The following is a 25,989-nucleotide window of genomic DNA, read 5'->3' on the forward strand; positions in this document are numbered from 1 at the left end:
CTTTCAATTCTCCTCGAGTCTTATTGCAACGGCATGGCCTTAGGCCTGAGGCCTTTCCGGTTAAGCTTTCAATTCTCCTCGAGTCTTATTGCAACCTTAGAAGGCGCAGTAGACCTAAACGAAGCGTTCATCTTTCAATTCTCCTCGAGTCTTATTGCAACACGATGACCTTATTCCTGACCCTAACCACCCGGTTTCCTTTCAATTCTCCTCGAGTCTTATTGCAACCATGTCAAGCAGGAAAAAGAAGGAGAAGAAGCCTGAGCTTTCAATTCTCCTCGAGTCTTATTGCAACGCTCTGGTGCTGGGGAATTATCTTATCTACGTCCCTGCTTTCAATTCTCCTCGAGTCTTATTGCAACTGGCCTCTACTCTCCACTCTACGGACGGCCTGGTGTTTACTTTCAATTCTCCTCGAGTCTTATTGCAACAGGACGCGCCGGAGGAGCCGACCGTAATGGTGATAAGCTTTCAATTCTCCTCGAGTCTTATTGCAACAGCTCTTCAGGAACCTCAAGGCCATAGATGGTTGCGTCTTTCAATTCTCCTCGAGTCTTATTGCAACTCCGAGTAACTGTGAGTGGCCGCGTAGAGTGAGACGCTTTCAATTCTCCTCGAGTCTTATTGCAACAGGGCGCGAAATTCATTCTTTCGCCCAACAAAGGAAAGAGAACCTCCCAATATTTAAGCCTTTCTGGAGAACCCCGTTAATGCCTTAGAGCCTCGGCCATCTCCCGGGCACTCGGAATCCCGGAATATAAGTTTAAAGGCAATCATGACGGCCTTTTGAAAATTAATCCGACTTTGATAGGATTTCAGCCAGATAAAGCCCTTTGAAAGGTCTATTGCATTCGTTCGAAAAAATTTCGTCACATTGTTAGTGGTTCATTGGCACAAATTGTCATGATTTTTGAAGCCCAATTTTCAATTTCAAAACCCCTCTCAGACCAGAGCTCCACAAAATCTGGCTGGATAATACAGAATTTCAGCAATAAAGGTGTTTTGGCGTGCTGAGGACTGAAGTTGCTTGCCACGCGTCATCTCGGGCTTTAAACACGCGCCCGTCAAAATCCCCGCCAAAAACCTTAAATAAAAGGTTGTTTTTGCTCCGTTAAGGGAAATCCAATGAAGAAGTTTCCGGCGTATCTCGCTTCTTGGGAGGACATTGAAAGGTGGGCCAAGGAAGGGGCCTGGAAGGTTCTGGAAGACGGCTGGAGACCGGACGTGATAGTCGGACTCGCCCGCGGTGGCTGGGTTCCGGCGAGGCTCTACTGCGACTACCTCGGCGTCAAGGACCTGGTAAGCCTGAAGGTCGAGCACTGGGGAGTAACTGCAACCCCGGACGGCAAGGCCAGGCTCAAGTACGGTAGCAACTACAACCTTGAGGGCAAGAAGATCCTCATCGTCGACGACATCAGCGACACCGGCGAGAGTTTAACTTTGGCCAAGAACTACGTCGAGAGCCAGAAGCCGGCCGAGATAAGAACCGCCACGCTCCTGACAATCAAGGGCTCGCGCTTCAAGCCCGACTACTTCGGCGAGGAAATCGACTGGGCGTGGATAGTCTTCCCCTGGAACTTCGTGGAGGACATGATTAACCTCGTCGGCAACATCCTTGAGGAGAAAGAAGCGGTGAGCACAGACGAGATAGTTGAACTATTCAAGGAGCTCCACGGCATGGAGGTTCCCAAGGGCAAGCTCGAGGAAGCCCTCAGGATGGCCGAGCGCAGGAAGGTTTTTAAGTTCCGCGACGGGAAGTGGCGCAAAGCCTGAGGGTGTGGTAGCTTGGATAGGGAAAAGAAGGTCAGGGAAATCAAAAACCACAGCGTCTACGCGCAGGAAATTTACAACATGCACAGCGAGAGCATCGATAGGGTTATCGACGACTACGAGAGCCTGAAGGAGGACTACCTCAGCGACCACTCGCGGGCGAGAATCGTCCGCATCGTCTTCAACGAGGACAACGGCCTTCCCCTGGCCATTGAGTTCAACAGAAAGGACGACAGCTTCAAGGGCTTCACCATAGCCATCGGCAAGCCCCACATAAAGAGCAACGGACTCAGGGAAAAGGAAAGTCAGGAAGAGGCCGACTGAACGTAGAACCCCATCTCCACTTCTTTTCCCGTGTAGATTTCGTAACTGCTGAGGTAGTACGTCGGGTTCGTGAAGAGCGCCGTTAAATTCCTGTTCTCACCGGCAACCCAGACGAGGTAGTTGCTCTCGTTGTAGGGGTTCCTAATCGCCATGAGGACGCTCGCGTTGGCAACGTTTCCGAGGTTTCCGAGGGCGACGCTCACGTTTCCGTAAATCCTCCTCCAGGGGCTTTTCTCGTCGAGGAGGACGAAGCTCGTGACGTTCTCGGCGTGAGTTAACACCCACGTTCCATTGACCTTTTTGAAGCGGAGCGGGAACCTACCATCGAGCTCCCTCACGAGCCGGTTCGAGACGGGACCACCGACGAGGACGACGACCCCTTCAAGGTCAGCGTCCGTGACGTTAACGTCCGCTTTCACCACGACGTCCACAGGCTCGACCCACTGGGAGTAGAACCGCCTCAGGTTCTCCGCTATCTCCTCGGCCGTCTCCTTATCCTTCTCCGTCCCGGTCGGGTCCGGGTTTGCCGTCCCGTAGACGATGACAACCCTTCCCAGCTCCGCACCCCTATCAAAGGCCCTCAGCGGGGTGACAGGAACCTCGCGGGAGTAAACCTCACTGACGTTTTCCGGCGAGGCAAAGTTCCTCATTTCATCGAGGATGCTCCAGACGTAGTCCGAGAAGGGTTTGCCCGTTTGCCTGCTCAGCTCTGAATAGTAGATGGTCCTGTTGAGGAGCCACCCAATCCAGAACTCGCCCCAGGCCTTCTGCATATTGATTGCCAGGAGCGTGTAGTTCTCGTTTATCCGGCTTATCGCGTAGTCCTCCCACGCGTCGGCGAAGCCCTCGTAGAGCATTCCGGTTTTGCTCCAGAAGTGCATATCGTAGCGCGCCAGGTAGGGCATGTCGCTCCTTATGGCGTCAACGAAGTAGGTGAGGTTGTAGAGGCCACTGTAGGAATAAATTGACGGAACCGTAATGTCGTGGCCGAGCTCATGGTAAATGAAGCCGAGGTAGAGGAGCTCGTCAAGGTTCATGCTCACTATGTAGTCCCTGTTCAGTGGGAGCCCAAACATCGTGTCCCTTGCGGTTTTGTAGCTCCACAGCGTTCTCTGGGGCGTCCTCCTGACGAGGGGGAGCATTCCACCGGCGCCCCAGATTTCCGTGCCGTTAAGGGTCGGGCTGAAGCTGTGACCGTGTATCGCGACGAGGTATGGGTGGAGGAACTCGTAGGTGATGTTCTGAATCCCAGCGTTCTCGGCCATGAACTCGTCGGGAGGGAGCATTTTGAGGGCGTTCTCGTATATTCTAAGGTCTTCGTCGTAGTAGCTCATGTGGCTCTCGTAGAAGTCCATGAAGTCGCTCTCTCTCGCGAACTCCCGTAGTGCCGGCAGGAACTCGTTCTCAAACCAGGGGTAGTCAAGGTTAGTCAGGGGCTCGAGCTCCGGTGGATTTGAGCAGAGGAGCGTGTAGTACTCGAGGTTGAGGAGCAGGTAATCCTTCTCCGGAACGCTCCTCCCCTGGGACATGTACGACTTCAGCAGGAGCACCGCGGTCGAGTTTCTGAACCTTCCGAAATGGGCCTCAACGTCATCCAGGTAACTTCCCCGGTCGATGACGAATGGGTCCTTCCCGAAGGCAAGGTAGTAAACGATTCCAATGAGCTCGGCGTTGGGGCTTATCTCCACACTCACGTGGGAGTCGATTTTAACCGCCGACGCCCCGGGAACCGATGAAGCCAGCAGGATGCCTGCAAGTGTTACCCACGCAAGGAGGCGCTTCATAACATCACCCCGTAGTAGTCAGGGGAATGGGTTATAAGGGTTGCGGGAGAGCTTTAAAAGGCAAAGGCTAAGGAGAATTAGGGTGACCTAAGATGAAGAGGCTCGCGCTCATAATCCTGCTAACGCTCGCGCTGGTTCCGCTCAACGGCGTCTCGGCTCAGGAGAACGTCACGGTGGTGGCGACGATAGCGCCGATAGCGTCAATAGTTCAGGAGGCATTCCCGGGAGTTAAGGTTGAGGTGATAGTTCCGCCCGGGGTTGACCCGCACGACTATCAGCTGACGGCCCAGCAGGTCGAACTGCTCTCGAAGGCCCGGGTCATAGTGACAACCGGAGGGCACCTGCCCGTTGAGAAGAGGATTGCGGAACTTGAGCAGGAAGGCACCGTAACGGGAAAGGCCCTCTTCGTGGACGACTACATGAAATACGGCTTCCACTACGCCAAGGAATACTGGTACAACGGCAAGGACAACCCTCACGGCGTCTGGCTTGACCCATACAACGCCATAGCCATAGCGAAAGCCACCGAGAAGGCCCTAATCGAGGAGGACCCGGCGAACGCGGTGACCTACGAGAGGGACTTTGAGAGGTTCCGCGAGAGGGTTCTTGCGATAGTCGAGGCCTACAAAGCCCTGGCTCCGAAGAACGCGACCGCAGTAATCCAGATGCCCCCCGACGAGTACGCCCTCGACTGGCTCGGGATTAAGGCGGTGGCCTCGATAAAGCCGGAGGAAGAGGTTCCTGCCATAGGAGTTGACCAGCTCGTCCCGACCGCAAAGAAGAGCTCGCTGGTAGTTTACGGCTCCGACAGCCCGGAACAGCTCAAGAAGGCCTCAATTGAGCTCGCCCAGAAGAGCGGGAAGCCCCTTGCGGAGATAACCGTTTTCTGGGCCTCGGGGAACTACACCAACTGGCTAATCAAAAACACCGCCTCGATAATGAAGGCACTCTTGACCCCCGAGAAGCCTGAGAAGCCGAGCAATGCAGAGAACACAGCCGTTACGTACGCTTTCCTGGCGCTCGTTACCGGAATCGTTCTGGGAACCGCGCTGGGAGTAATATTGAAAAAATGAAAGGGTCACTCGCGCTTGTAGGGCCTGCCGTCCCACTTGGGTGGCCTTGCCCTTCCTATTATTCCCGCGACCACTATGAGGGTCACGACGTACGGCAGGGTCGCTATGAACTGCCAGGGTATCGTTCCCGCGAGCCACGGGTTGTTCTGGATGTAGATGGCGAAGTTGTCGAAGAATCCGAAGAGGAACGCTCCGCCGAGGGCTATCAGCGGGTTCCAGCCACTGAAGACCATGTTCGCCAGGGCGATGAAACCCCTTCCGGCCGCTATCGTCTTCGTTACGGTTCCGAGCCAGTCGACGCTGAGGTAGGCACCCGCGACACCCGCTAAGGCGCTCGCTATGAGGACCGCCGTGAAGCGGTAGAGCTCGACGTTTATTCCAAGGGCATCTGCAGCTTCGGGGTTCTCACCGACGGCGCGAATTCTCAGCCCGAATGGCGTCTTGAAGAGCACCCACCAGGCTATTATGGCGACCGCTATGGTTATCGGCACCATCGGACTGAGGGAGTTACCAAAGGCGTCCATCCACAGCGGGCTAATCTGGGCGTTGCTTGGAACCTGGTGCTGGCCGGCGGTTCCCCAGTAGGCCCTTATTCCGAAGGCGACTGCACCGTAGCCGAGGAGGTTGAGGCCTATACCTGGAATGACGTGGTCTCCCTTGAGGTAAACCGTTAGAACGCCGTGAAGGACGCCGAACAGCAGTCCTACGAATGCCCCACCGAGAATGCCGACCCAGCCGTTTCCTGCCAGCTCTGCAAACATCGCCCCGAAGAACGCCGCGAACATTAGGATTCCCTCGTAGCCGATGTTGACGACACCGGCTCTCTCGCTTATCACCGCACCTATGCTCGTCAGCGCTATCGGAACCATCGCCGCGAGTGAACCGAGGAGCAGACTGATTACCATTGCCTCGTTCATGCCTCCCCCCTCCTGAAGAGCTTGGCGAAGAGGTCTAGCAGTCCCGGAACGGCGACGGCTATGATGATTATTCCTTCAATGACCTTAATCATCTCCAGCGGAACGTGGGCGTGCTGCTGCATCGCGGTCGCTCCGGCACTCAGAGCTCCGAAGAGGATTCCCGCGAAGATTATTCCGAGCGGGTGGTTCCTGCCGACGAGGGAGACACCTATTCCGTCGAAACCGTAGCCGTAGACGTTTGCCAACCCCTGGGTTATAGCGTAACTCGGCGGGGTCCCCATGACGATGCCTGCCCCGGCCAGTCCGGCGGTCATTCCACCGATGACGAACGACCATATGGCCGAGCGCTTGGGGTTAATTCCTCCGTACTCAGCCGCCCGCGGGTTCTGTCCGCTGGTTCTAAGCTCGTAGCCGAGCTTGGTGTGCCACATCACTATGAAGACGATTATCGCCGAGAGGATTGCCACTATGAACGCCCAGGAAAGGCTCGTGTTCTTAACAAGGAGCGGAAGTCTGGCCGATGGTGGAACGGGGAGGGTGCTGTTGGGGTCCTTTGGGTTGTAGTAGACGCTGACCGCGAGCCAGCTGACGAGGAAGAATGCTATCCAGTTGAACATTATCGTGGATATGACCTCGTGGACTCCCCTGTAAACCTTGAGAACTGCCGCTGGAAGGGCCCACAGGGCTCCGATGAGAAGGCCAGCGAGGAGGCCCGCTATCGGGTTCTGGAGGTACTGGGTCACTATTATCGCCGCTATAGCGCCGAAGTAGACGGTTCCCTCGGCGCCGATGTTGAAGAGGCCCGTTCTCGCACCTATGGCGAAGGTTATGGCCGTGAGGATTAGCGGAGCGGACTTTGCGAGGGTCTCGGCGATGCCGTCTGTGGAGCCCAGTGAACCCCTGATAAGCCAGTAGTAGGCCTCAAACGGACTGTACCCGCTGAACCAGAGGACGAGGGCACCTATGAACGCTCCAATGAGTATCGCCAAAACGCTCTCGGCCACGGGTTTGGCGTATCCCCTGAGCTCATTTTTGAGGTTCACCCTTAACACCTCCCATCATGAGTCCAATCTGCTCCTCGGTAACCTCGTCGGGCTTGACTATTCCCATGAACTGGCCTTCGTACATTATCGCCATTCTATCGCTGAGCTGGAGAACCTCATCCAGGTCGGCAGAGACGAGCAGGACGGCCTTGTCCTCGTTCCTCAGCTTGACGAGGTAGTTCCTGATGTACTCGGTCGAAGCGACGTCAACACCGCGCGTTGGCTGTGCCGCTATGATGAACTCGGGCTTCTTGCTGACTTCCCTAGCCACGATGAGCTTCTGCTGGTTTCCACCGCTCAGGCTCTTCACAGGTGATTTTGTTCCCGGCGCGCTGACCTCAAATTCCTCTATGAGCCTCTTCGCGTGCTCCTCAACTTTGTCCCAGTCGAGTAGGAAGCCCTTCGAGAACTCCTTCCTCCAGTGCATTCCCAGAATGGAGTTTTCCATCACGCTCATCTCAAGGATTAAGCCCATGTGAGTCCTGTCCTCGGGAATGTGTGCCATCCCCATGTCGTAGAGCTCCCTCGGCTTTTTACCGGTGATGTCAACGCCCTTGAGGTAAACTTTGCCCTTCTCGACCTTCCTCAGGCCGGCTATGGCCTCTATCAGCTCGCTCTGGCCGTTGCCCTCAACACCGGCTATGCCAAAAATCTCACCCGCGCGAACCTCGAAGGTAAGCCCTCTGACGGCGTCCTCGCCCCTGTCTCCCTTCACCCATAGGTCTTCGACGCGGAAGACGACGTCACCGGGCTCCTTCGGAGGCTTCTCAATCCTGAGAACGACGTCCCTGCCCACCATCATCCTCGCGAGGAGCTGGGGCGTTGCCTCACTCGTCTTGACGGTTCCGACGACCTCACCTTTCCTTATGACCGTGACGCGGTCGGTTATCTCCATTACCTCGTTGAGCTTGTGGCTGATGAAGATTATCGTCTTCCCTTGCTCCTTGAGCTTTCTGAGAACCGCGAAGAGCTCTTTGACCTCTATAGGGGTAAGAACAGCGGTAGGCTCGTCCAGGATGAGTATGTCGACGTCGCGGTATAGCATCTTGAGGATTTCAATCCTCTGCTGGACGCCGACTGGGAGGTTTTCGACGGGGACGTCAAGGGGAACCTGGAAGTTGAGCTCGTCCATCAGCTTCTGGAGCTTCTTTCTCGCGTTCTCGACGTCAATCTTGGACAGCAGGCTGTGCCCCTCCATTCCGAGGATGATGTTCTCGAGGGCGTTGAAGACCTCAACGAGCGTGAAGTGCTGGTGAACCATTCCGATTCCGTTCGCTATTGCATCAGCGGGGCTCTTGAAGCGGACTTCTTTGCCCCTGAGAAAAATCTTGCCCTTCGTGGGCTTGAGCATTCCAAAGAGAATCTTCATCAGCGTCGTTTTTCCGGCACCGTTCTCACCGAGGAGGCCAAGGATTTCGCCCTCGTAGACCTTAATCGTGACGCCTTTCAGGGCCTTTGTGCCGTCCGGGTAAATCTTCACGATATCACGCATCTCGAGCACTGGAGTCCTCTCTTCCATTGCTTTCACCTCCTAAAAGGAAGAAGAACAAAGGGAAGGAAATCACTGCTTGTGGTTCTTGTAGTAGTCGAGGGCCCAGTAGGCACCGAAGCGGTAACCGCCCTCGAACTTGTAGAGAACCGGAATCTCCATACCGAGGACGATACCGATGGTGTCCTTGTGGTCGTTGAGGGCTATCAGAGCGGCGAGCGCTCCGGCCAGGGCTGAACCCTCGTTCTCCTTAAAGAGAACCATCTGAACGTTGTGTGGCATCTCCGGGTCGTAACCGTCGATGATGACGAACCTCTGGTTCGGGTACTCCTTGGCGACCTGCTTGACGGCGTTGGTCATCATGAAACCGACGGCGATGATTATGTCGTACTCACCGCTCTTGGCAAGGCTCCTGAGGTTCGGGAGGTAGTCGTTCTCGCTGTTGCTCTGAAGTTCGGTAAGCTGGAGGCCGAACTCCTTCGCGGCCCTCTCGGCACCCATGTAAGCCATATCGTTAAAGCTGAGGTCACCCCTACCACCGACATCGTAAACGATGGCTATCTTCTTGGTGTTCTTCCTCTCGTTGAGGGTCTTGTTGAAGTAGGTCTCGGGCTTGGGCTCCTTGGCCGCCCACTCCTTGGCGTACTGCTCCATAACAGTCCAGTTCTGGGCCTTCCTGAGGAGCTCAATCTGGTCCTTCGAGGTGGCCTTCGGGACGATTATCTGACCGCTGATTATCTGCTTCTGAAGGTCATCAACGGCCTGCCAAATCCAGTCGGGAACCTGCTTCCTGGTCTGCTCGAGGAACTGGATGAGCTGGTCTTCATTCTCAAATCCAAGGTCCTTGAGCTTCTTCTCCCTGACGTCAGCGGGGAGGGAGTCGAACATTGCCTTAACGTCATCTATGGTTGAGAGCTTGACACCGCCCTCCTTGAGACCGAGCTCAACAACACCGCCCTTGAACTGGTTCTCCTCGGCCTCCTTGACGGCGTTGTAAACACCGACGTCAACGCGCTTCATCATGCTCGCGATTATAACACCGGGCTTAATCCAGTCCTGGGCTGAGTCAACGCCTATAGCGAACGGCGGACCCATCTTCTTGTTGTTGGCCTTCAGATAGTCACCAACGGCCTCGAAGACACCGAGACCGGTACCGCCGGCAACCTGGTAGATAACCCAGGCACCCTGCTGAAGCTGGGCCTGAGCGGCCTGCTTACCCTTGGCAGGGTCGCCGAATGACCCCGTGTAGGTGTAGAGGATGTTTATTTTAGTTTGGGTCTCAGTGCTGCTGCTGGAGCTACTACTTATACAGCCGCTGGCCACGATGCTAAGGGCCATCAGGCCCACCAACAACAAACCGAACAGCTTTCGCATCGCCTAACACACCCCGTCTTAGTTTGTAAAAGCTTATTCTTTTGGGCCCGATAAATACTTTGCGGTGAGCTTTAGTGTGAAAAATCCCGAAAAAGATTTAACTGTGATGTAAAAGTTAAAGGGAGGCATATGCTGAGGGAGATACTTACGCTCGAATCCGGAACGGTGATGATTTCTGGCGGAGGTAAGAGGCTCGCAAGGCTCTACTTCCAATCGTGGGCTAAAAGAAAGGGAAGAGCACTGGCGGAAGAACTTCCGTTCCCTGTCGAGGGAGAAATCTACGTCGGCAACCCCTTCAAGGCGGACTTTCCCGTTTACCTCGTCGTCAACCCCCTCTCTCGAAAGGGAGCAGAGCGCGAGAAACTACTCCGCTGGCTCGATGAGAAGAGGAGAGAAGATAAGCTCGTCCTCCTCTACGAGGAGCGCTACGTTGGAGATTCGATAACCCGATACAAAATCAGAAACCACCTCGACTACCTCATAGCTTACAAAAGGGAGACTATGGGAGCCGAGCTATTGAAGGTTTATAAGCTCGAAGACGGTCGCGTCGTTGAGAGGAAGACCTACGTAAGGCGCCCGATGACGAGTGGCTTCGGGTCTGAGCGGTGATGACACCAGCTATCGCCGAGGGCTTTTTATAGGCCTTCCCCCTCTTTTCTCCGGGTGAGAGCATGTTCGGAAAGCTCAGGGAGAAGCTCAAGAAGTTCACCAGGCAGGTCGAGGAGAAGATTGAGGAGGAAGAGAAGAAGGTCGAAAAGACCGAGCCGGAAAAGAAGCCCGGCCTCATGGAGAGACTTCTCCAGGTCGAGATTAAGGAGAAGGACGTTGAGGAAGCTCTGGACGAACTGGAGCTTGAACTCCTCGAGGCGGACGTTGCCCTCGAGACCGTCGAGGCCCTGAGGGAGAAGATTAAGGAGAAGCTGGTCGGAAAGAAGGTCCGCATCGGAACAAACAAGGGCAAGCTGATAGAGGAAGCGCTCCGCGAGGCAATCCTCGAAATCCTCACTCCGGAGAAGAAGATTGACCTCCTCGAGATGATTCGCTCCAAGGAGGAGAAGCCCTTCGTGATAGTCTTCGTCGGCTTCAACGGCTCGGGGAAGACGACAACTATAGCCAAGCTCGCCAGCTGGCTCAAGAAGAACGGGCTAAGCGTCGTCATAGCGGCGAGCGACACGTTTAGGGCTGGAGCGATAGAGCAGATAGAGGAGCACGCGAAGCGCGTTGGGGTTAAGGTGATAAAGCACGACTACGGAGCGGACCCAGCTGCCGTTGCATACGACGCAATCCAGCACGCCAAGGCAAGGGGAGTTGATGTAGTTCTCGTGGACACCGCCGGGAGGAACGAGCTCAACAGGAACCTCATGGACGAGATGAAGAAGATAGTCCGCGTCACCAAGCCCGACCTAGTAATCTTCGTTGGCGACAGCCTGAGCGGAAACGCCGTTGTGGAGCAGGCCAAGCAGTTCAACGAGGCCGTCAGGATAGACGGCGTAATCCTCACCAAGCTCGATGCGGACGCGAGGGGTGGAGCGGCTTTGAGCATAAGCCACGCGATTGGCGCGCCGATACTCTTCGCCGGCGTCGGCCAGGGCTACGACGACCTAAAGCCCTTCGACGAAAAGTGGTTCGTGGACAGGATTTTCGGGGAGGATTGACTTCTCTCTTTTCTTACACGCTGACCGCAAGTTTCATGCGAACCACACTCCAGACCGCGAGGAAGCTCAGGACGGTCGAGATGGCCCATATAAGTTCCTCGTTTCTACCGGGTTGTACCTCCAAAACCTTCTCTCCAGCCCACTGGAGTAGGGGAGTAAGGAGCAGAACGGCAAGCAGGGCGATTCCCTCGTCAACGGTTAGAAGTACTGTTCCGGCAAGCACGGCAACTCCCGCGAAACCCGAGAGCAGGGCGGTTTCTCCCTGCTTCCTCCAAAGGGCGTAAACTGTAAGAATGAGGAATGGAAGCGCAACGGCAAGGAAAAAGATTGGTGATGGAGAAAACTCAAAGGAGCAGGCTGGAGGATTCCTCGACCAGCAGACGGCCTTTATGCAGTCTTCCCACGGGACGACAAAAGCGAGCGCGAACTCGACGGAGGGAATGAAGATAGGAAGCAGTCGTTTCATTGTGCCCTCAACTTTTCAATGTGCTCCCCAGTAGCCTCGCCAACTCTTCAAAATCTACCCTCGCTGTCATGTCGATGTTTATAGGCGTGACGCTGACCTTCCTCTCGACCTTCAGGGCATGGGCGTCTGTCCCCGGCTCGAAGTCCTGAACGAGCCTGCCGACAATCCAGTAGTAGGGGTTGCCCTTGGGGTCAATTCTTTCCTCAATCGTTGGCGAGTAGCGCTTTCTCGCGAGTCTGGTGATTGCTATCTTGGTCCTTTCGGTCGCGTCGCTCGGAACGTTGACGTTGAGCATGTCAACGCCCTCGGGAAGGCCCCTCTCGAGGACAGCACCGGCTATTCTCCTGAGGAAGTGCGCCGAGACCGAGAAGTCAACCCCTTCACCCTCTCCGAGGGTCTTCTTCCACTCCACCTCGAGGCTAATCGCTATACTCGGAATCCCGTGGGTGGAAGCCTCTATAGCGGCTGAAGCCGTTCCGGAGACGGTTATCTCGGTGCTCAGGTTCTCACCGAGGTTAATCCCGCTCACAGCTAAGTCGAAGCCACCGAAGCGGGCCAAGGCGAAAATCACACAGTCTGTTGGGGTTCCATCTATTCCGTAAGCCACTTTCGCACCGGGAACATTGAGACGCTTGGCCCTTATCGGCCTGTGGAGCGTCATGGCCCTACCGCTCGCGCTCCTCTGGAAGAGCGGGGCAACGACGTAAACTTCGCCGAGCTCGCCCAGCGCTTTCACCGCCGAACGAAGTCCATTGGAGTATATTCCATCGTCGTTGGTGAGGAGGATTCTCATTCGTTCACCACCCTAACATCGAGCTTTTCAAAGTCCCTGTCGAACGTATAAATCTCCTCTATGTCGAACTCTTTCATCTTAACGTAGGCCAAAGCGTCGTTCACGCCGAGGTTTTTCTCCTCGGCTATGAGAGTTGCCTTCAAGTAATCACTGGGAGAAACCGGAAGAACTTCAATGTTCTCACTCGTTAAAACCGCCAGAGTGACCTCAACGGCCTTCTTCTTTCCTCCCCTGCTCTCGACGACGTTGGCAACCTCGCTCAGGTGGACGACCGTAGTTACAACACGCTCGCCATCGCTCACCCTTGCAAGTATCGCCTTGGCCCGCTCCTTGATTTCCTTAACGTTCTCCGGAGGCTCCTTCTTCGGCCTTAGAAACGCGTATATGAAGACGTTGGCATCAATGAACCTCATTCCATCCACAGCTCCTTCTTGAGCTCCTCCCACTCCTTCAGCTCATCAATCTCAACACTGTCGAAGAACCTCTTCAGGTCCACCCTTTTCCTCGGAAGGAGCTCCACCCTGTCCCCAAGGTCGACTATTATCACCTCATCGCCGAGCCTCTCCCTAATCTCGCGGGGAATGAGAAGCCTGCCCTGGGAGTCGAGACGTTTCACCACTATTTCCATATCCTCACCATTTTTTGGATTCACTACCACCCTTAAATACGTTTTGACATGGCCTACCTTTAAAAACCCCTGTCCCAACGCCCCTCAGGTGAGAGCATGACCTACTGGACGAGCGAGGACAACGTTGCCGGAGAGCCGGGAACGGCGCTCTTCATAATCCTGCCCACGATAGGTTGCTACCGCTTCAGAATAGGGAAGGCCTGCTACATGTGTGCCTACCCCACCTCGGCCCCCAAAGTCAAGTGGAGTCAAGATGCCATAGTTGACTACGTGAGGGAAGCGCTAAAGAAAATCAGAGGTAAAAAAGGTCCTTTCGCGGTCAGAATGTTCACCTCCGGCTCTTTCCTCGACAACGGCGAGCTGAAGCCCGAGACGAGGAGAAAAATCTTCGAGCTTCTGGCGGAGATGGAGAACGTTGAGGAAATCGTCATTGAGAGCAGGAGCGAGCTGGTTCGCTACGACGCGGTTAAAGAGCTGGCCGAGATAGTCCCGGATAAGCACTTCGAGGTTGCCATAGGGCTGGAAACCGCCAACGACGACGTCGCCGACGTCTCGATAAACAAGGGCAACACCTTCGAGGACTTCGTGAGGGCCTCGGAGATAACGAGGAAGGCTGGAGCGAAGGTCAAAACTTACCTCCTGCTGAAGCCGATTTTCCTGAGCGAGAAAACGGCCATCGAGGACGTCAAGGAGAGCATAATCAAGGCCGAGCCCTACACGGACACCTTCTCGATAAACATCACCGACATCCAAAAGGGGACGCTCTACGAGAGGCTCTGGGAGAAGAACGAGTATCGCCCACCGTGGCTCTGGAGCGCGGTTGAGGTTCTTATCTGGGCAAAGAAAAAGTTCCCGGACAAGAGAATCCTGAGCGACCCCGTTGGAGCGGGCTCGAAGAGAGGCCCTCACAACTGCCTGACCGACTACGACAGGGTCATCGGCAGGGCTATAAAGAAGTTCTCGGCGACGCAGGATTTGAGATACATCGAAAACCTCAAGCCGGAGTGCAGGGAGAGGTGGAGCTACATCGTCGAGAACGGGCTTTTGGACTGGCAGTTGATTACGTGGTGATTCTTCGAAAGCCCCCTGCCTTCTCCAAAACTTTTACCCCGATGCACGTTTGCCCTCGAATGAACCTTTTTTGGACATCAATGTCCCCCCGCGAAAGCTTTAAATGTTGACAAACGTAAAAGGCCACGTCGAGAGGTGGTCCCGATGGCCGAAAACGCGAACACCGTTGTTGAAAAAAACGGCTATCTTGTCGTCGGAAAGGCGGAAGGAATCGTTGAGATTGACGTTGATACATTTCTCTGCAAGGGCTGTGGAATTTGTGTCGAGATGTGCCCGAGAAAGGTCTTCGAGTGGAGCAAGGAGCTGAGCGAGAAGGGTGTCCATTATCCGGTTCCGGTCCACGCGGAGAAGTGCGTCAAGTGCAAGCTCTGTGAACTGCTCTGCCCGGACTTCGCCATCGCGGTAAGGTGGTGACCATGATAATCCGCGGTGACGAGCCGGAGCAGATTAGGCTCCTCAGGAAGCTCTACAAGCCCGGCAACTACTTCATGCAGGGCAACGAGGCCGTAGCTTACGGCGCCCTGTTTGCGGGCTGTCGATTCTACGCTGGCTACCCGATAACCCCGTCGAGCGAGATAGCGGAGACAATGGCGAGGGAGCTTCCCAAGCTCGGTGGCTACTACCTCCAGATGGAGGACGAGATTGGAAGCATCGCCGCGATGGTTGGAGCATCTTGGACGGGCTTCAAGGTCATGACCGCAACGGCTGGCCCGGGCTTCTCGCTGATGCAGGAGAACCTTGGCTATGCGGTGATGACTGAAACGCCCCTCGTCCTTGTTGACGTCCAGAGGAGCGGGCCTTCAACGGGTCAGGCCACGAAAGGTGCTCAAGGTGACTTCTTCCAGGCCAGGTGGGGAACGCACGGCGACCACCCGATTGTTGCGGTTTCACCGACGAGCGGGCAGGACGCCTTCTGGGAAATCATCAGGGCATTTAACATCGCCGAGAGGCTCAGAACGCCGGTGGTGTTCCTCTTCGACGGTGTTTTAGCCCACACGCGCGAGCTTGTGAAGATTCCCGACGTTGATGAAGTGGAAATAACCTACCGCAAGCTTCCTCAGAATGAGGAGGAAGCGAAGCTCCCCTTCGGCGACCCACACGGAGACGGAGTACCACCGATGCCCCTCTTCGGTCACGGATACTTCACCCACGTGACCGGCTCGACCCACAAGGAGAACGGCCTGCGCGATGTTTACACGCCGGAAGTCCACGACAGACTCGTGAGGAGGCTCCACAGGAAGATAGAGAAGAACAGGCACGTTTACGAGAAGTACGAGGAGCACTTTACAGATGATGCCGAAATACTCGTCGTCAGCTGGGGCGTTACGGCAAGACCTGCTCTCGGAGCTGCCTTGAAGGCAAGGGAAGAGGGAATAAAGGTCGGCCTCTTCGTGCCGAAAACTGTTCACCCGTTCCCTGGAGAGAGAATGAAGGAGCTCGGAAAGCGCGTTAGGGCAATACTCGTCCCGGAGATGAACCTCGGCCAGATGATTCTTGAAGTTCAGCGCTTCGTAAACGACGACGTTCTGCTCAAGGGCGTGAACAAGATTGGTGGCGTTCCCTTAACCGTTGAGGAAATCCTGCGCGAGATAAGGGGTGTTGCCTGATGCCCGAGATTTATTCCAAGTACCCGATGGTTAAGTACCTCCGCAAGGAGGCCCTGCCGACAGCTCTATGTCCCGGCTGTGGCGGTGGAACTGTGCTGAACGCCTTCGCCAACGCGATTGACCAGCTCAAGCTCGACCCGAGGGATTTGGTGGTCGTGAGCGGAATAGGCTGTTCCGCGTGGATAGCCTCCCCCTACTTCCTCGCGGACACGCTCCACACGACGCACGGAAGGGCGATAGCCTTTGCGACCGGCGTGAAAGTCGGTTTGCCGGACAAGAAGGTCGTCGTTATAAGCGGTGACGGCGATTTGGCGAGCATAGGCGGAAACCACCTGCTCCACGCCGCGAGGAGGAACATCGACATAACGGTGATTCTCGTCAACAACTTCATCTACGGAATGACAGGCGGACAGGTCGCCCCGACGACGCCCTTCGGGGCCAAAACTACCACCACGCCCTACAGGAACATCGAGCACCCGCTCCAGATTTCCGAGACGATAGCGGCCGCTGGAGCCTCATACGTTGCCCGCTGGACCACAGCCCACGTTTACCAGCTCATCGAGAGCATCAAGAAGGCTTTGCAGGTTAAGGGCTTCTCCCTCGTCGAGGTCATCTCGCAGTGCCCCGTCCAGTTCGGAAGGAGGAACAAGATGAAAGAGCCGGCAGAGATGCTCCGCTGGTTCCTGAAGAACAGCGTCCCAATAAGCAAGGCGAAGAAGATGTCGCCGGAGGAGCTTGAGGGCAAGTTCGTCATCGGCGAGTTCGTCAACAGGCAGAGGCCGGAGTTCGTGAGCGAACTCAACAAGCTGATTGACGAAGTTCAGGAGCACTTCGGGCTTAAGGAGGTGTGAACATGCAGATTAGGCTCGCCGGAATCGGCGGTCAGGGAGTTGTTCTCGCTGGGGTAATCCTCGGCGAGGCCGCCGCGATTGAGGGTTTGAACGTTCTTCAGACCCAGGACTACAGCTCCGCGAGCAGGGGAGGCCACTCCATAGCGGACGTCATCATCTCGAAGGAGCCGATTTACGACGTTATGGTCACAAAGGCGGACGTTCTCGTCGCGCTTCACCAGCTCGGCTACGACACGGTTAAGAACTCGCTGAAGGAGGACGGGCTTTTAATCATCGAGACCGACCTTGTAAAGCCCGATAGGGACTACGTCGGTGCGCCCTTCACAAGAATCGCCGAAGAGACAACCGGACTCGCCCTGACGGTCAACATGGTCGCGCTCGGCTACCTTGTTGCGAAAACCAATGTCGTGAAGAAGGAGAGCGTTGAGGAAGCCATTAGAAGGCGCGTTCCTAAAGGAACCGAGGAGATAAACATCAAGGCCTTCAGGGCCGGTTATGAGGAGGGATTGAAATGAGGTACCCGTTTCCGGTCGGCAAGTCCGACTTCATTCAGGGTGATGAGGCCATAGCGAGGGCGGCAATTTTAGCAGGTTGCAGGTTCTACGCCGGCTACCCGATAACCCCGGCGAGCGAGATATTCGAGGCGATGGCCCTCTACATGCCCCTCGTCGATGGGGTTAGCATACAGATGGAGGACGAGATAGCGAGCATAGCGGCGATAATAGGCGCTTCCTGGGCTGGAGCGAAGGCGATGACTGCCACGAGCGGTCCCGGTTTCTCTCTGATGCAGGAAAACCTCGGCTACGCCGTGATGACTGAAACGCCGATTGTGGTCGTTGACGTCCAGCGTGGAGGTCCTTCGACGGGCCAGCCCACTTTACCGGCCCAGGGCGACATAATGCAGTCCATCTGGGGAACGCACGGCGACCACATGCTGATAGTCCTCTCCCCGTCAACCGTTCAGGAAGCGTTTGATTTCACGATTAGGGCCTTCAACCTGGCTGAAAAGTACAGGACGCCGGTCGTTCTGCTCACCGATGCGGAGATAGCCCACATGCGCGAGCGCGTTTACATTCCGAAGCCGGAGGAGATTGAGACCATCTACCGCAAGCTTCCTCAGAATGAGGAGGAAGCGAAGCTCCCCTTCGGCGACCCGCACGGAGACGGAGTACCACCGATGCCGATTTTCGGGAAGGGTTACAGAACCTACGTTACCGGCCTAACGCACGACGAGTACGGCCACCCGAAGACCGTCGATGCCGAAATCCACGAGAGGCTCATAAAGAGGATTTTCAGGAAGATACTCGACCACAAGGACGAGATAATCAGCAGAGAGGAGTTCATGCTCGAAGACGCAGAAATCGCAATAGTCACGACCGGAATAGTTTCGCGCTCAGCAGTGAGGGCAGTTAAGATACTCCGCGAGAAGGGAATTAAAGCCGGCCTGCTGAAGCTCAACACGATATGGCCCTTCGACTTCGAGTACATTGAGGAGCTGGCAGAGCGCGTGCGGAAGATATACGTGCCGGAGATGAACCTCGGACAGCTCTACCACCTCGTCAAAGAAGGCGCCAACGGAAAGGCGGAGGTCGAGCTCATAGCCAAGATAGGCGGTGAGGTGCACACGCCGATGGAGATAGTCGAAAGGGTGGTGGGATGATGTACCTGAAGTCCGCTTACGAAATCCGCGATAAATACCTGAGAAAGGACATGCTACCCACGATATTCTGTCCGGGCTGTGGAATCGGTAGCGTTCTCCAGTTCACCCTAAGGGCCATAGACGACCTCGGTCTCAACCAGGACGAGATAGTCTGGGTGAGCGGAATAGGCTGTTCCTCCCGCGTTCCCGGATTTGTGAACTTCGACGGCCTCCACACAACGCATGGAAGGGCCTTAGCATTTGCCACCGGTATTAAGCTCACTAATCCAGACCTCAAGATAATCGCCTTCATGGGCGATGGTGATGCCGCGGCAATAGGCGGAAACCACTTCATCCACGCCATCAGGAGGAACCTTGACGTTACGGTAATCCTCATCAACAACTTCACCTACGGAATGACCGGCGGACAGGTCGCTCCGACCGCTCTAAAGGGCCTGCGCGGAACGACCGCTCCCTACGGCCAGTTCGAGAACCCATTCGACATAGCCAACCTGGCGGTTTCCGCCGGAGCCAACTACGTGGCAAGGTGGACTGTCTTCAACTACCTCCAGGGAATCAACAGCATAAAGAAGGCTCTCCAGAAGGAGGGCTTCACGCTCGTTGAGTTCTTAAGCCCGTGTCCGATAAGCTTCGGAAGGAGGAACCGGATGAAGACGGCACCAGAGCTAATCCGCTGGTACCAGAAGATAACTGTTCCGCTCGCCAAAGCTAAGAAGATGAGCGAGGAGGAGCTTGAGGGCAAGATAGTAATCGGCGAGTTCGCGGACAGGGACAGACCCGGCCTCGTGAGGGAGTATCAGGAGTACATAAAGAGGGCGAAGAAGATGATGGGGTGGGAGCAATGAGGAAGGAGGTGCTCTTCAGCGGTTTCGGCGGTCAGGGTGTCATTCTGGCGAGCGTCATCCTCGGAAGGGCCGCCGCTGTCTACGAGAACCTCTACGCCGTCCAGACCCAGAGCTATGGACCGGAGTCAAGGGGCGGTGCGAGCAGGGCCGAAGTGGTTATAAGCGACGAGCCGATTGACTACCCTAAAACAATCCACCCCGACTACGCGGTCTTCTTCTCGCAGGAAGCCTACAGCAAGTACCTCCACACCGTGAAGGAAGGCGCCACCGTAATAGTCGAGAAGGACCTCGTTCCCCACCGCGACGAGGAGTTCGAGAAGAAGCTCAACGTCATCGCTTTGCCCCTGACGGAGATAGCCGAGGAAACCACCGGATTAAGCCTGACGATGAACATTCTAACACTTGGCATACTCGTCGGCGTGACAGGGATAGTGAGCAGGGAAGCGATAGAGAAGGCCGTCCGCGACGCCGTTCCGCGGGGAACAGAGGAAATAAACGTCAGGGCCCTCAAGAAGGGCTTTGAGATAGCGGAGGAACTCAGGAGCTGAGCTTTGAGAGCTTCTCCATTATCTCCTTCTCTTTCTCCTTGAGCCTTTCGAGTTCCCTCTTGTAGGCCAGGCGCATTCTCTCGATGTGCTCGATTGCCTCGTCCTTCGTCACCTCGACGAGCAGGTCGGCGAAGGCCCTGTAGAGCTTCCTCTCGGCCTTGGTTGCCGTTATGATTCCCTCGGCGTATTCAAGTTCCTTCATCTTGAGCTCTATCGCCTTCCTGAGCTCCCTAACCTGTCTGAGCTCAAGTTCGAGCTCGTAAGCCTTCACTGCCTCCACGCTCTCACCCCCTAAAAAAGAATGGCCGAGGAGGGTCACTCCTTCTTGGGGCTCATCTCCTGGAGCTCCTTGAGGAGCTCGTTGACCTTCCTGGTGTCCTCCTCAATCTTCCTCAGCAGGGCCAGGCGGAGGTTCATGAGGGCGTTAATCCTCTTCTCGATGTTCTCCCTGGCCTCGTCGATTGTGGCCCCGACGAGGATTCCAGCTCCAACGTCCATGATGACGTCGTCGGGGTTCTCAATCTTGCCCTTTATCGCTATGCCACTTCCGAGAGGGATGTAGATTGCCTTGCCCTCACCCTTGTCCTTGATGTAGGCAAGGGTGGCGTCAACGGTTCTGAGGTCGGCAATGGTAGCGTCTATCGCTCCAACCTGGCTCCTGAGGTACTCGATTTCACCGAGGTAGCTCCTAATCTCGTCCTGAATCTGCTCAAGGGTCCTAACCTTCTTCTCCTCGGCCATTCCCACCACCCCCTTCCCGTTTTCCATATTTTAGTTACCTTTTGTGTTTAAAAGTTTTTCGCCGGCAGGCTTATTAAGATGAGCCCCAAGCATCGAACATGATAATCAACGAGACGAAGGGCAGGGTCTGGCACGGGCGTGTTGAGCTCGCGGATACCTTCTTCAAGCGCTTCAGGGGATTAATGCTTGTGGGCAATGTAAGTTATGCCCTCGTTTTTGTACTCCCCGTGGAAAGCCGGCTCAACGCTTCAATTCACATGCTCTTCATGCTGAGCGACATCGACGTAATCTGGCTCGACTCAACGAGGAGGGTGGTTGACTTCAAGAGGGCAAAGAAGTGGCGCGTTTACGCTCCGAAGAAACCGGCCAAGTACATCATAGAGGGACCCGTCGGCCTCATCAGGGCCCTTGACGTGGAAGAAGGGGATTTAATAAGCTGGCAGGTCAGCGAGGAGAAGGGGAAGAGCGTTCCCGTCAGGGTCTCGCTCCCCGGTAAGGTCTCCTTTGACAAGGCCAACGGCTTCGCCATGGCGGAGAGCGTTAAGGAAATGAAAGCCAAGAGGAATTAGTTCCGTGCAGTGAGTTTTTGCCAGAAGAATTCTCAGAACTCCAGTTCGACCCCGTTCTCGTCTCCCTCCCAGAGTGTCAACCGCTTTAGGGAAACGCCCTCCGGGAGCTTCGCGTTAACCTGCTCAGCAATCCAGAGCGCGACGTTCTCCGTCGTTGGGTTCTCGAAGAGGGAGTTGAGGTTCCTGTGGTCGAGCCTTCCGATGATTTCCTCCACAATGCGCCTCAGCTCGACGAAATCAATCACGTAGCCGTTTCTGAGGGGCCCCTCAACCGCAATCTCAAGCCGGAAGGTGTGCCCGTGAATCTCCTCCGGCTTTCCGTCGATGAGAACCGCGTGAGCGGATTCAAACCGGAAGCGTTCAATCACCCTAGCCTTCATTCAAACCACCGAGATAAGAAAACCTCCACGGCTGATAAGGGTTTCCCAGGTGGCGTCCAATTCTCTTCGAGTCTTATTGCAACAAAAATAGACAATAAAGAGACTGAAACCAAATATAGACTTTCAATTCTCCTAGAGTCTTATTGCAACGCTTAAACTTAAACTTCGCGTGCGGACCCACCAGGCTTTCAATTCTCCTAGAGTCTTATTGCAACTAACCGCGACGGGCTTTGGCTGTTCAGTCGCCTTTCGCTTTCAATTCTCCTAGAGTCTTATTGCAACAGTAACGACGCTTTACCTGCCGGCTGAGCTCATAGAAACTTTCAATTCTCCTAGAGTCTTATTGCAACATAAGCCGCCTTAGCCTCCGCCGTCCTCGGACCACTCCTTTCAATTCTCTTCGAGTCTTATTGCAACACTCCGCATTGATGTTGTTGGTGCTTAGACGATTGACTTTCAATTCTCTTCGAGTCTTATTGCAACACTCCGCATTGATGTTGTTGGTGCTTAGACGATTGACTTTCAATTCTCTTCGAGTCTTATTGCAACTTGTCGGAGAGCTTGAACGCTGGTGAGATGGTCTCTGTCTTTCAATTCTCTTCGAGTCTTATTGCAACACATAAATGCCCCGCTACGTTCTACACTTTTTCCTTAGCTTTCAATTCTCTTCGAGTCTTATTGCAACAGTCAATAAGAACCGTCCCAGCTCCCAGGAGGAGGAGCTTTCAATTCTCTTCGAGTCTTATTGCAACGACATTGTGAAGGTTCTTACTGATGTCTTCAAGAAGACTTTCAATTCTCTTCGAGTCTTATTGCAACATGAAGAAGCTCACCGATGCGGGACTTGTTGTTAGTTTTCTTTCAATTCTCTTCGAGTCTTATTGCAACAGAGTAAGGACTACTACACCATTGCTAAACGCCATGTCTTTCAATTCTCTTCGAGTCTTATTGCAACCCCTGCAGGTCTTAACGCCTCTGCTGGTTGCTATCCTCTTTCAATTCTCTTCGAGTCTTATTGCAACAGGGCGCGAAATTCATTCTTTCGCCCAACGAAGAAAGAAGGATTACCGGATATTTAAGACTTTCTGGAGATTTCCCAAAAAGGAGCCACCTGAGCCCGTGAATTAAAACTCCCGTAAGGGAAATAGGAGCGTGTAGAGGTTCAACGGGCACTCAAAAACTTCTCCCCCATTGAGAATAATTAGTTTTTCAGAGCCAGAATAAGCCAGCAAATTTAAGACAAACCCAACTAAGAAGGCCAAACCCAGAGAAACATGATTTCGTCAGGTTTTGGCCAAATCCATAGACTCCCGGGGCTTTGTTCAGCATTTCGAAGAAAATTAGTTACATTAAATGGCATAAAGTATTACAAGAGGCAACACCAATGAAAAAGCAAAAATCAATTCCCAAACTCCACAGGACAGATTAAAACTGAAATGGGAGCAAGATATGCCCACACTTCAAAAACCCACCCGCTTCAGCGTGATAACACATCAAAACCGAGCTCCCGGAGCTTCCATATTATCTCCATCGGGAAGCCGACGACGTTGTAGTAGTCGCCTTTAATCCACTCGACGAAGAGGCCCGCCTTTCCCTGGATTCCATAGGCCCCGGCCTTGTCCATCGGTTCGCCGGTTCTTATGTAGGCCCAGATTAGCTCGTCATCAAGGTCTCTGAACTTGACTTCCGTCGTCACGGAGCCGGTTATCTCTCTTCCCTCGTGGATTATGCAGTAGCCGGTAGTAACGCGATGAACCCTTCCGCTGAGGAGCTTGAGCATCTCGTAGGCTTCTCTCTCATCCTTCGGCTTTCCAAGAATCTTTCCGTCGATGCTAACGACTGTGTCAGCGCCGATGACCGTTCCGCCGGTCCGGGAGTAAACCTCCCGCGCCTTCAGCCCCGCAAGCTCGACGGCGCACTCCTCTGGAACAGTGCTGGAACACCTCTCCTCGGCGTTGCTCGGGATTACGTGAAAGTCAGCGATGAAGCGCGACAGTATCTCCCGTCTCCTCGGTGAAGCCGACGCCAGAACGAGCATTCGCCCACCCCCAAACGTTAAAAGGAAAGCGCCCAAGTTGAACGGGCGATGACGACAATTTCGCTAGCTGAACCGTGATGAGTACCCTCGCAACCGAGCCTACTCGAGGCACTCCTCTATTGCCTCAACTATGCACTCAACGTCCCTCTCGAACTCGAGAACCGAACAGCGGTTCCCGTCCACCGGCGGGCAGTTCTCGGCTATTCTCCTCAGCTTGACGTGGACGATGCCCTTCCTGCCGTCCTTCTCGAGCGTGTACTTTCTGTAAAGAACGTCGCAGTCCTCGCCCTCAAGCTCCTCGACGCTCGCGTTGAAGTTAGCCCTTATGACCCTGTCAACGCCGTTCACTATCTCCATCGCTATGTCGTAGCTCCTGTCCCCGATGACCATCGGGGGGCAGATGTGCTCCATATTGTGCTTGTCGAACTTGTGGAAGCTCTCCGGAATGATAACGACGTCGTACTTCATGGACACCACCAAAAAGAATTGGGAGGGGCATTAAAAAAGCTTTGGACTTCACGTGCTGGCCCAGATTGGTATGCCGGCCTGAATGAGCCTCTTGAGTTCCTTGCCTATCGGCGTGCTCTTGCTCACCTTGACGAGGCCCTTCTTGCTCGGCGTCGCGGTGAAGACGTACTGCTCGCCGCCGTAGAACTTGAGCGGTTTCTTCGCATAGTCGGGCGAAACGCGAAGGACTATCGTTTTCTTCTTCTCCTCGACCTCGACGGGTATCTTCTCCTTGGGCTTCTGCGCCTCCCTCTCGGCGAAGCTCTTGACGTCTATGCTTATACCTATCTTCCTCTCCAGCTCGGTTATCCTCTTGCCCTTCTTGCCGATGATTGCCGGAATGTCGAACTCGTCGGCATAAATCACGGCCTTGTGCGGGCTGACTATCTCGACCTCGGTGTAAACATCGGGCAGGAACTTCTTAATTTCCTGCTTGAGCCTCTTCTCGGCGAGCCTCAGGGCAGGGGCCTTCTCCTCCTTCTTGACGGGGACGACGCTTATCTCCTCGCCGTAGGTGTAGATTTCGTACTCGAGCTCTCCAGTCTCGAAGTCGCGAACCTCTATGACGGGCCTCGCGAGGTCCTCTTCCTTCATTCCGCTCGGCACCTTGACGAGGTACTCGAGCGTCAGAACCTTCGCGACCCTTCCGGCCTTGATGAATATCACTGTGTCGACTATCTGCGGTATCATTCCGAGCTCGACCCTTCCGATGAAGCGCTGAATGGCGTCTATCGGCTTCGTCGCGTGAACCACTCCGACCATTCCAACGCCAGCCAGGCGGAGGTCGGAGTAAATCTTGAAGTCGCTCGTCTTCCTCATCTCGTCGAATATCGTGTAGTCCGGCCTGACGAGGAGCAGTATGTCACCGGTGAGTTCCATCTTGCCGTTTAGAGCGGTGTACTGCGTTATCTCCTCGTTCACCTGCAGGTCCCTCGGCTTCTCCATCGTCTTCACTATCTTGCCCATGCTCGCGTACCACTCCGCCAAAGCCTGAGCGAAGGTCGTCTTTCCTTCACCGGGTGCACCGGCGATGAGTATTCCCTCGGCCTTGTCCTTGAGCCTCTCAAGGAGCTTCTCGCTCAGCTCGTAGTCCTCTATGCTCAGCTTCTTGACGGGCCTGACCGCGGTAATCTCAATCCTGTCGGCGAAGGGTGGCCTGGCTATGACGATACGGTAGTTCCTGAGCTGGACGACGGTGGCTCCTGGCTCGTCGAGCTCTATGAAGCTGTCGGGTTCTCTCTTCGCCCTCTCAACGATGTCGTCCGCTATCTCCTCAAGCTCCTCATCGCTCAGCGGTTCTTCGCGGATTGGGACGAGCCTCCACTCGCCGGGTTTCCCCTTCTTGGCGAGGGGCTTAACCCCGGCCTTAAGGTGGACGCTCATCGTTGTTTCATCGAAGAAGTCCTCAAGGCGGTGGCGAACCTCCTTCTTGGCGGTTAAATAAATCACATCGATGCCCTTGGCTATGGCTATGTCCCTCTGCACCTGGTCGCCGGTGATGAGCGTCGCGTTGAGTTGCTTTGCCGTCTCGCGGACCATGTGATCTATCTCGCCGGCTTTGGCTCGTCTAATCTGCCAGAGCTCCGGTCTGTCGCCGTAGAACTCGAGGAGTATCTCTCCCCTGTCTGCCATGTCGCGGAGCTTCTTGAGTTCCTCAAGGCCCGTATGGCCTATCGCCTTCCCCTCGTTGGCCTGATGCTCTATCTCAGCTATGACCGCTTCCGGAACGACGACCTTGACCTTCTCGTCGAGGGTTGAGAGGAACTGCGTTAGTCTTCCATCAACTATCACGCTCGTGTCTGGAACGAACACCCTCATCTCTCTCACCGCTCTTCGCTGAGGCTAAAGGTTCATAA

28 protein-coding genes, 2 pseudogenes and 1 CRISPR repeat array are annotated in these 25,989 nt (G+C 54.9%); of the genes and pseudogenes, 14 read left to right on the forward strand and 16 right to left on the reverse strand.

The window, feature by feature from the left end:
• Positions 1 to 631: direct repeats of the CRISPR family, unit length 30 nt; unit sequence CTTTCAATTCTCCTCGAGTCTTATTGCAAC.
• 494 nt (positions 632 to 1,125) lie between these two features.
• Together E3E28_RS00005 and E3E28_RS00010 are read left to right on the forward strand one after the other, a co-directional pair.
• Complete coding sequence (locus E3E28_RS00005; RefSeq protein WP_167913542.1) at positions 1,126 to 1,773, forward strand: phosphoribosyltransferase; 648 nt, start codon at positions 1,126 to 1,128, stop codon at positions 1,771 to 1,773.
• 12 nt (positions 1,774 to 1,785) lie between these two features.
• On the forward strand, positions 1,786 to 2,094 hold the full coding sequence (locus E3E28_RS00010; RefSeq protein ID WP_167913543.1) for a hypothetical protein: 309 nt from the start codon (positions 1,786 to 1,788) through the stop codon (positions 2,092 to 2,094).
• Here E3E28_RS00010 and E3E28_RS00015 read toward each other — a convergent pair.
• Positions 2,076 to 3,878 (reverse strand): DUF4932 domain-containing protein, encoded by a 1,803-nt coding sequence (locus E3E28_RS00015; protein ID WP_167913544.1) that lies wholly within the window; start codon positions 3,876 to 3,878, stop codon positions 2,076 to 2,078. The two genes, E3E28_RS00010 and E3E28_RS00015, sit on opposite strands and share 19 nt — an antisense overlap.
• 92 nt (positions 3,879 to 3,970) lie before the next feature.
• On the opposite strand from E3E28_RS00015, the gene E3E28_RS00020 reads away from it, so the two are divergent.
• A complete protein-coding gene (locus tag E3E28_RS00020) occupies positions 3,971 to 4,951 on the forward strand; it encodes a metal ABC transporter solute-binding protein, Zn/Mn family (RefSeq protein ID WP_167913545.1) in 981 nt (326 codons plus the stop codon).
• 5 nt (positions 4,952 to 4,956) lie between these two features.
• Here the strand turns inward: E3E28_RS00020 and E3E28_RS00025 are convergent, their stop codons facing one another.
• From E3E28_RS00025 to E3E28_RS11265, 5 genes and pseudogenes are all read right to left on the reverse strand, one after another.
• Positions 4,957 to 5,868 (reverse strand): ABC transporter permease, encoded by a 912-nt coding sequence (locus E3E28_RS00025; RefSeq protein WP_167913546.1) that lies wholly within the window; start codon positions 5,866 to 5,868, stop codon positions 4,957 to 4,959.
• A complete protein-coding gene (locus tag E3E28_RS00030; protein WP_167913547.1) occupies positions 5,865 to 6,911 on the reverse strand; it encodes an ABC transporter permease in 1,047 nt (348 codons plus the stop codon). The genes E3E28_RS00025 and E3E28_RS00030 overlap by 4 nt, the downstream gene beginning before the upstream one ends.
• Positions 6,895 to 8,430, reverse strand: a complete 1,536-nt coding sequence (locus E3E28_RS00035; protein ID WP_167913548.1) for an ABC transporter ATP-binding protein — start codon at positions 8,428 to 8,430, stop codon at positions 6,895 to 6,897. Before E3E28_RS00035 ends, E3E28_RS00030 begins: the two co-directional genes overlap by 17 nt.
• A gap of 57 nt (positions 8,431 to 8,487) precedes the next feature.
• Positions 8,488 to 8,961, reverse strand: a pseudogene (locus E3E28_RS11135) (BMP family protein); the annotation flags it as partial.
• Between the two features lie 321 nt (positions 8,962 to 9,282).
• Positions 9,283 to 9,774, reverse strand: a pseudogene (locus E3E28_RS11265) (BMP family protein); the annotation flags it as partial.
• Positions 9,775 to 9,903: 129 nt separating this feature from the next.
• On the opposite strand from E3E28_RS11265, the gene E3E28_RS00045 reads away from it, so the two are divergent.
• Both E3E28_RS00045 and ftsY read left to right on the forward strand, forming a co-directional pair.
• Positions 9,904 to 10,383 (forward strand): hypothetical protein, encoded by a 480-nt coding sequence (locus E3E28_RS00045; RefSeq protein WP_167913550.1) that lies wholly within the window; start codon positions 9,904 to 9,906, stop codon positions 10,381 to 10,383.
• 62 nt (positions 10,384 to 10,445) lie between these two features.
• Positions 10,446 to 11,429, forward strand: a complete 984-nt coding sequence (gene ftsY / locus E3E28_RS00050) for a signal recognition particle-docking protein FtsY (RefSeq protein ID WP_167913551.1) — start codon at positions 10,446 to 10,448, stop codon at positions 11,427 to 11,429.
• 13 nt (positions 11,430 to 11,442) lie between these two features.
• Here the strand turns inward: ftsY and E3E28_RS00055 are convergent, their stop codons facing one another.
• Genes E3E28_RS00055 through E3E28_RS00070 form a run of 4 tightly spaced genes read right to left on the reverse strand, consistent with a single transcriptional unit; the run spans position 11,443 to position 13,316 of the window.
• Positions 11,443 to 11,895, reverse strand: coding sequence for a hypothetical protein (locus E3E28_RS00055; RefSeq protein WP_167913552.1), 453 nt, complete (start codon positions 11,893 to 11,895; stop codon positions 11,443 to 11,445).
• A 7-nt stretch (positions 11,896 to 11,902) separates the two neighbouring features.
• Entirely contained in the window at positions 11,903 to 12,688 is a 786-nt protein-coding gene (gene surE / locus E3E28_RS00060) for a 5'/3'-nucleotidase SurE (protein ID WP_167913553.1), read from the reverse strand.
• Entirely contained in the window at positions 12,685 to 13,101 is a 417-nt protein-coding gene (locus E3E28_RS00065; RefSeq protein WP_167913554.1) for a type II toxin-antitoxin system VapC family toxin, read from the reverse strand. The genes surE and E3E28_RS00065 overlap by 4 nt, the downstream gene beginning before the upstream one ends.
• Positions 13,098 to 13,316, reverse strand: coding sequence for an AbrB family transcriptional regulator (locus E3E28_RS00070; protein ID WP_167913555.1), 219 nt, complete (start codon positions 13,314 to 13,316; stop codon positions 13,098 to 13,100). The genes E3E28_RS00065 and E3E28_RS00070 overlap by 4 nt, the downstream gene beginning before the upstream one ends.
• 96 nt (positions 13,317 to 13,412) lie before the next feature.
• On the opposite strand from E3E28_RS00070, the gene E3E28_RS00075 reads away from it, so the two are divergent.
• The 8 genes from E3E28_RS00075 to E3E28_RS00110 all read left to right on the forward strand — a co-directional run bounded on the left by E3E28_RS00075 (position 13,413) and on the right by E3E28_RS00110 (position 19,898).
• Positions 13,413 to 14,387: an archaeosine biosynthesis radical SAM protein RaSEA gene (locus tag E3E28_RS00075; RefSeq protein ID WP_167913556.1), complete on the forward strand. Its 975-nt coding sequence runs from the start codon at positions 13,413 to 13,415 to the stop codon at positions 14,385 to 14,387.
• A gap of 144 nt (positions 14,388 to 14,531) precedes the next feature.
• A complete protein-coding gene (locus tag E3E28_RS00080; RefSeq protein WP_014121915.1) occupies positions 14,532 to 14,801 on the forward strand; it encodes a 2-oxoglutarate ferredoxin oxidoreductase subunit delta in 270 nt (89 codons plus the stop codon).
• A gap of 2 nt (positions 14,802 to 14,803) precedes the next feature.
• The gene (locus E3E28_RS00085) at positions 14,804 to 15,994 is read left to right on the forward strand and encodes a 2-oxoacid:acceptor oxidoreductase subunit alpha (protein WP_167915035.1); all 1,191 of its coding nucleotides are present in this window, start codon (positions 14,804 to 14,806) and stop codon (positions 15,992 to 15,994) included.
• Positions 15,991 to 16,845 carry a 2-oxoacid:ferredoxin oxidoreductase subunit beta gene (locus E3E28_RS00090; RefSeq protein WP_206203827.1) on the forward strand — a complete coding sequence of 285 codons (855 nt, stop codon included), beginning with the start codon at positions 15,991 to 15,993 and terminating at the stop codon, positions 16,843 to 16,845. The genes E3E28_RS00085 and E3E28_RS00090 overlap by 4 nt, the downstream gene beginning before the upstream one ends.
• 2 nt (positions 16,846 to 16,847) lie before the next feature.
• Positions 16,848 to 17,360, forward strand: a complete 513-nt coding sequence (locus E3E28_RS00095; RefSeq protein ID WP_167913558.1) for a 2-oxoacid:ferredoxin oxidoreductase subunit gamma — start codon at positions 16,848 to 16,850, stop codon at positions 17,358 to 17,360.
• Positions 17,357 to 18,505, forward strand: coding sequence for a 2-oxoacid:acceptor oxidoreductase subunit alpha (locus E3E28_RS00100; RefSeq protein WP_167913559.1), 1,149 nt, complete (start codon positions 17,357 to 17,359; stop codon positions 18,503 to 18,505). Before E3E28_RS00095 ends, E3E28_RS00100 begins: the two co-directional genes overlap by 4 nt.
• Complete coding sequence (locus tag E3E28_RS00105) at positions 18,505 to 19,350, forward strand: 2-oxoacid:ferredoxin oxidoreductase subunit beta (RefSeq protein WP_167915036.1); 846 nt, start codon at positions 18,505 to 18,507, stop codon at positions 19,348 to 19,350. Before E3E28_RS00100 ends, E3E28_RS00105 begins: the two co-directional genes overlap by 1 nt.
• Complete coding sequence (locus tag E3E28_RS00110) at positions 19,347 to 19,898, forward strand: 2-oxoacid:ferredoxin oxidoreductase subunit gamma (protein WP_167913560.1); 552 nt, start codon at positions 19,347 to 19,349, stop codon at positions 19,896 to 19,898. Before E3E28_RS00105 ends, E3E28_RS00110 begins: the two co-directional genes overlap by 4 nt.
• Here the strand turns inward: E3E28_RS00110 and E3E28_RS00115 are convergent.
• Positions 19,888 to 20,178, reverse strand: coding sequence for a prefoldin subunit (locus E3E28_RS00115; protein ID WP_099211343.1), 291 nt, complete (start codon positions 20,176 to 20,178; stop codon positions 19,888 to 19,890). The two genes, E3E28_RS00110 and E3E28_RS00115, sit on opposite strands and share 11 nt — an antisense overlap.
• 35 nt (positions 20,179 to 20,213) lie before the next feature.
• Positions 20,214 to 20,639 (reverse strand): prefoldin subunit alpha, encoded by a 426-nt coding sequence (gene pfdA / locus E3E28_RS00120; protein ID WP_099211341.1) that lies wholly within the window; start codon positions 20,637 to 20,639, stop codon positions 20,214 to 20,216.
• Between the two features lie 98 nt (positions 20,640 to 20,737).
• On the opposite strand from pfdA, the gene E3E28_RS00125 reads away from it, so the two are divergent.
• Positions 20,738 to 21,208 carry a DUF192 domain-containing protein gene (locus tag E3E28_RS00125; protein ID WP_167913561.1) on the forward strand — a complete coding sequence of 157 codons (471 nt, stop codon included), beginning with the start codon at positions 20,738 to 20,740 and terminating at the stop codon, positions 21,206 to 21,208.
• Positions 21,209 to 21,240: 32 nt separating this feature from the next.
• Here the strand turns inward: E3E28_RS00125 and E3E28_RS00130 are convergent, their stop codons facing one another.
• From E3E28_RS00130 to E3E28_RS00145, 4 genes are all read right to left on the reverse strand, one after another.
• On the reverse strand, positions 21,241 to 21,588 hold the full coding sequence (locus E3E28_RS00130) for a 6-carboxytetrahydropterin synthase (protein ID WP_167913562.1): 348 nt from the start codon (positions 21,586 to 21,588) through the stop codon (positions 21,241 to 21,243).
• A gap of 1,477 nt (positions 21,589 to 23,065) precedes the next feature.
• Complete coding sequence (locus E3E28_RS00135) at positions 23,066 to 23,626, reverse strand: Maf-like protein (RefSeq protein ID WP_167913563.1); 561 nt, start codon at positions 23,624 to 23,626, stop codon at positions 23,066 to 23,068.
• A gap of 99 nt (positions 23,627 to 23,725) precedes the next feature.
• Entirely contained in the window at positions 23,726 to 24,094 is a 369-nt protein-coding gene (locus E3E28_RS00140) for a hypothetical protein (protein ID WP_167915037.1), read from the reverse strand.
• A gap of 48 nt (positions 24,095 to 24,142) precedes the next feature.
• A complete protein-coding gene (locus tag E3E28_RS00145) occupies positions 24,143 to 25,951 on the reverse strand; it encodes a PINc/VapC family ATPase (protein ID WP_167915038.1) in 1,809 nt (602 codons plus the stop codon).
• Between the last annotated feature and the right edge of the window lie 38 nt (positions 25,952 to 25,989).

Source organism: Thermococcus sp. 21S9 (assembly GCF_012027635.1).
GTDB lineage: Archaea > Methanobacteriota_B > Thermococci > Thermococcales > Thermococcaceae > Thermococcus.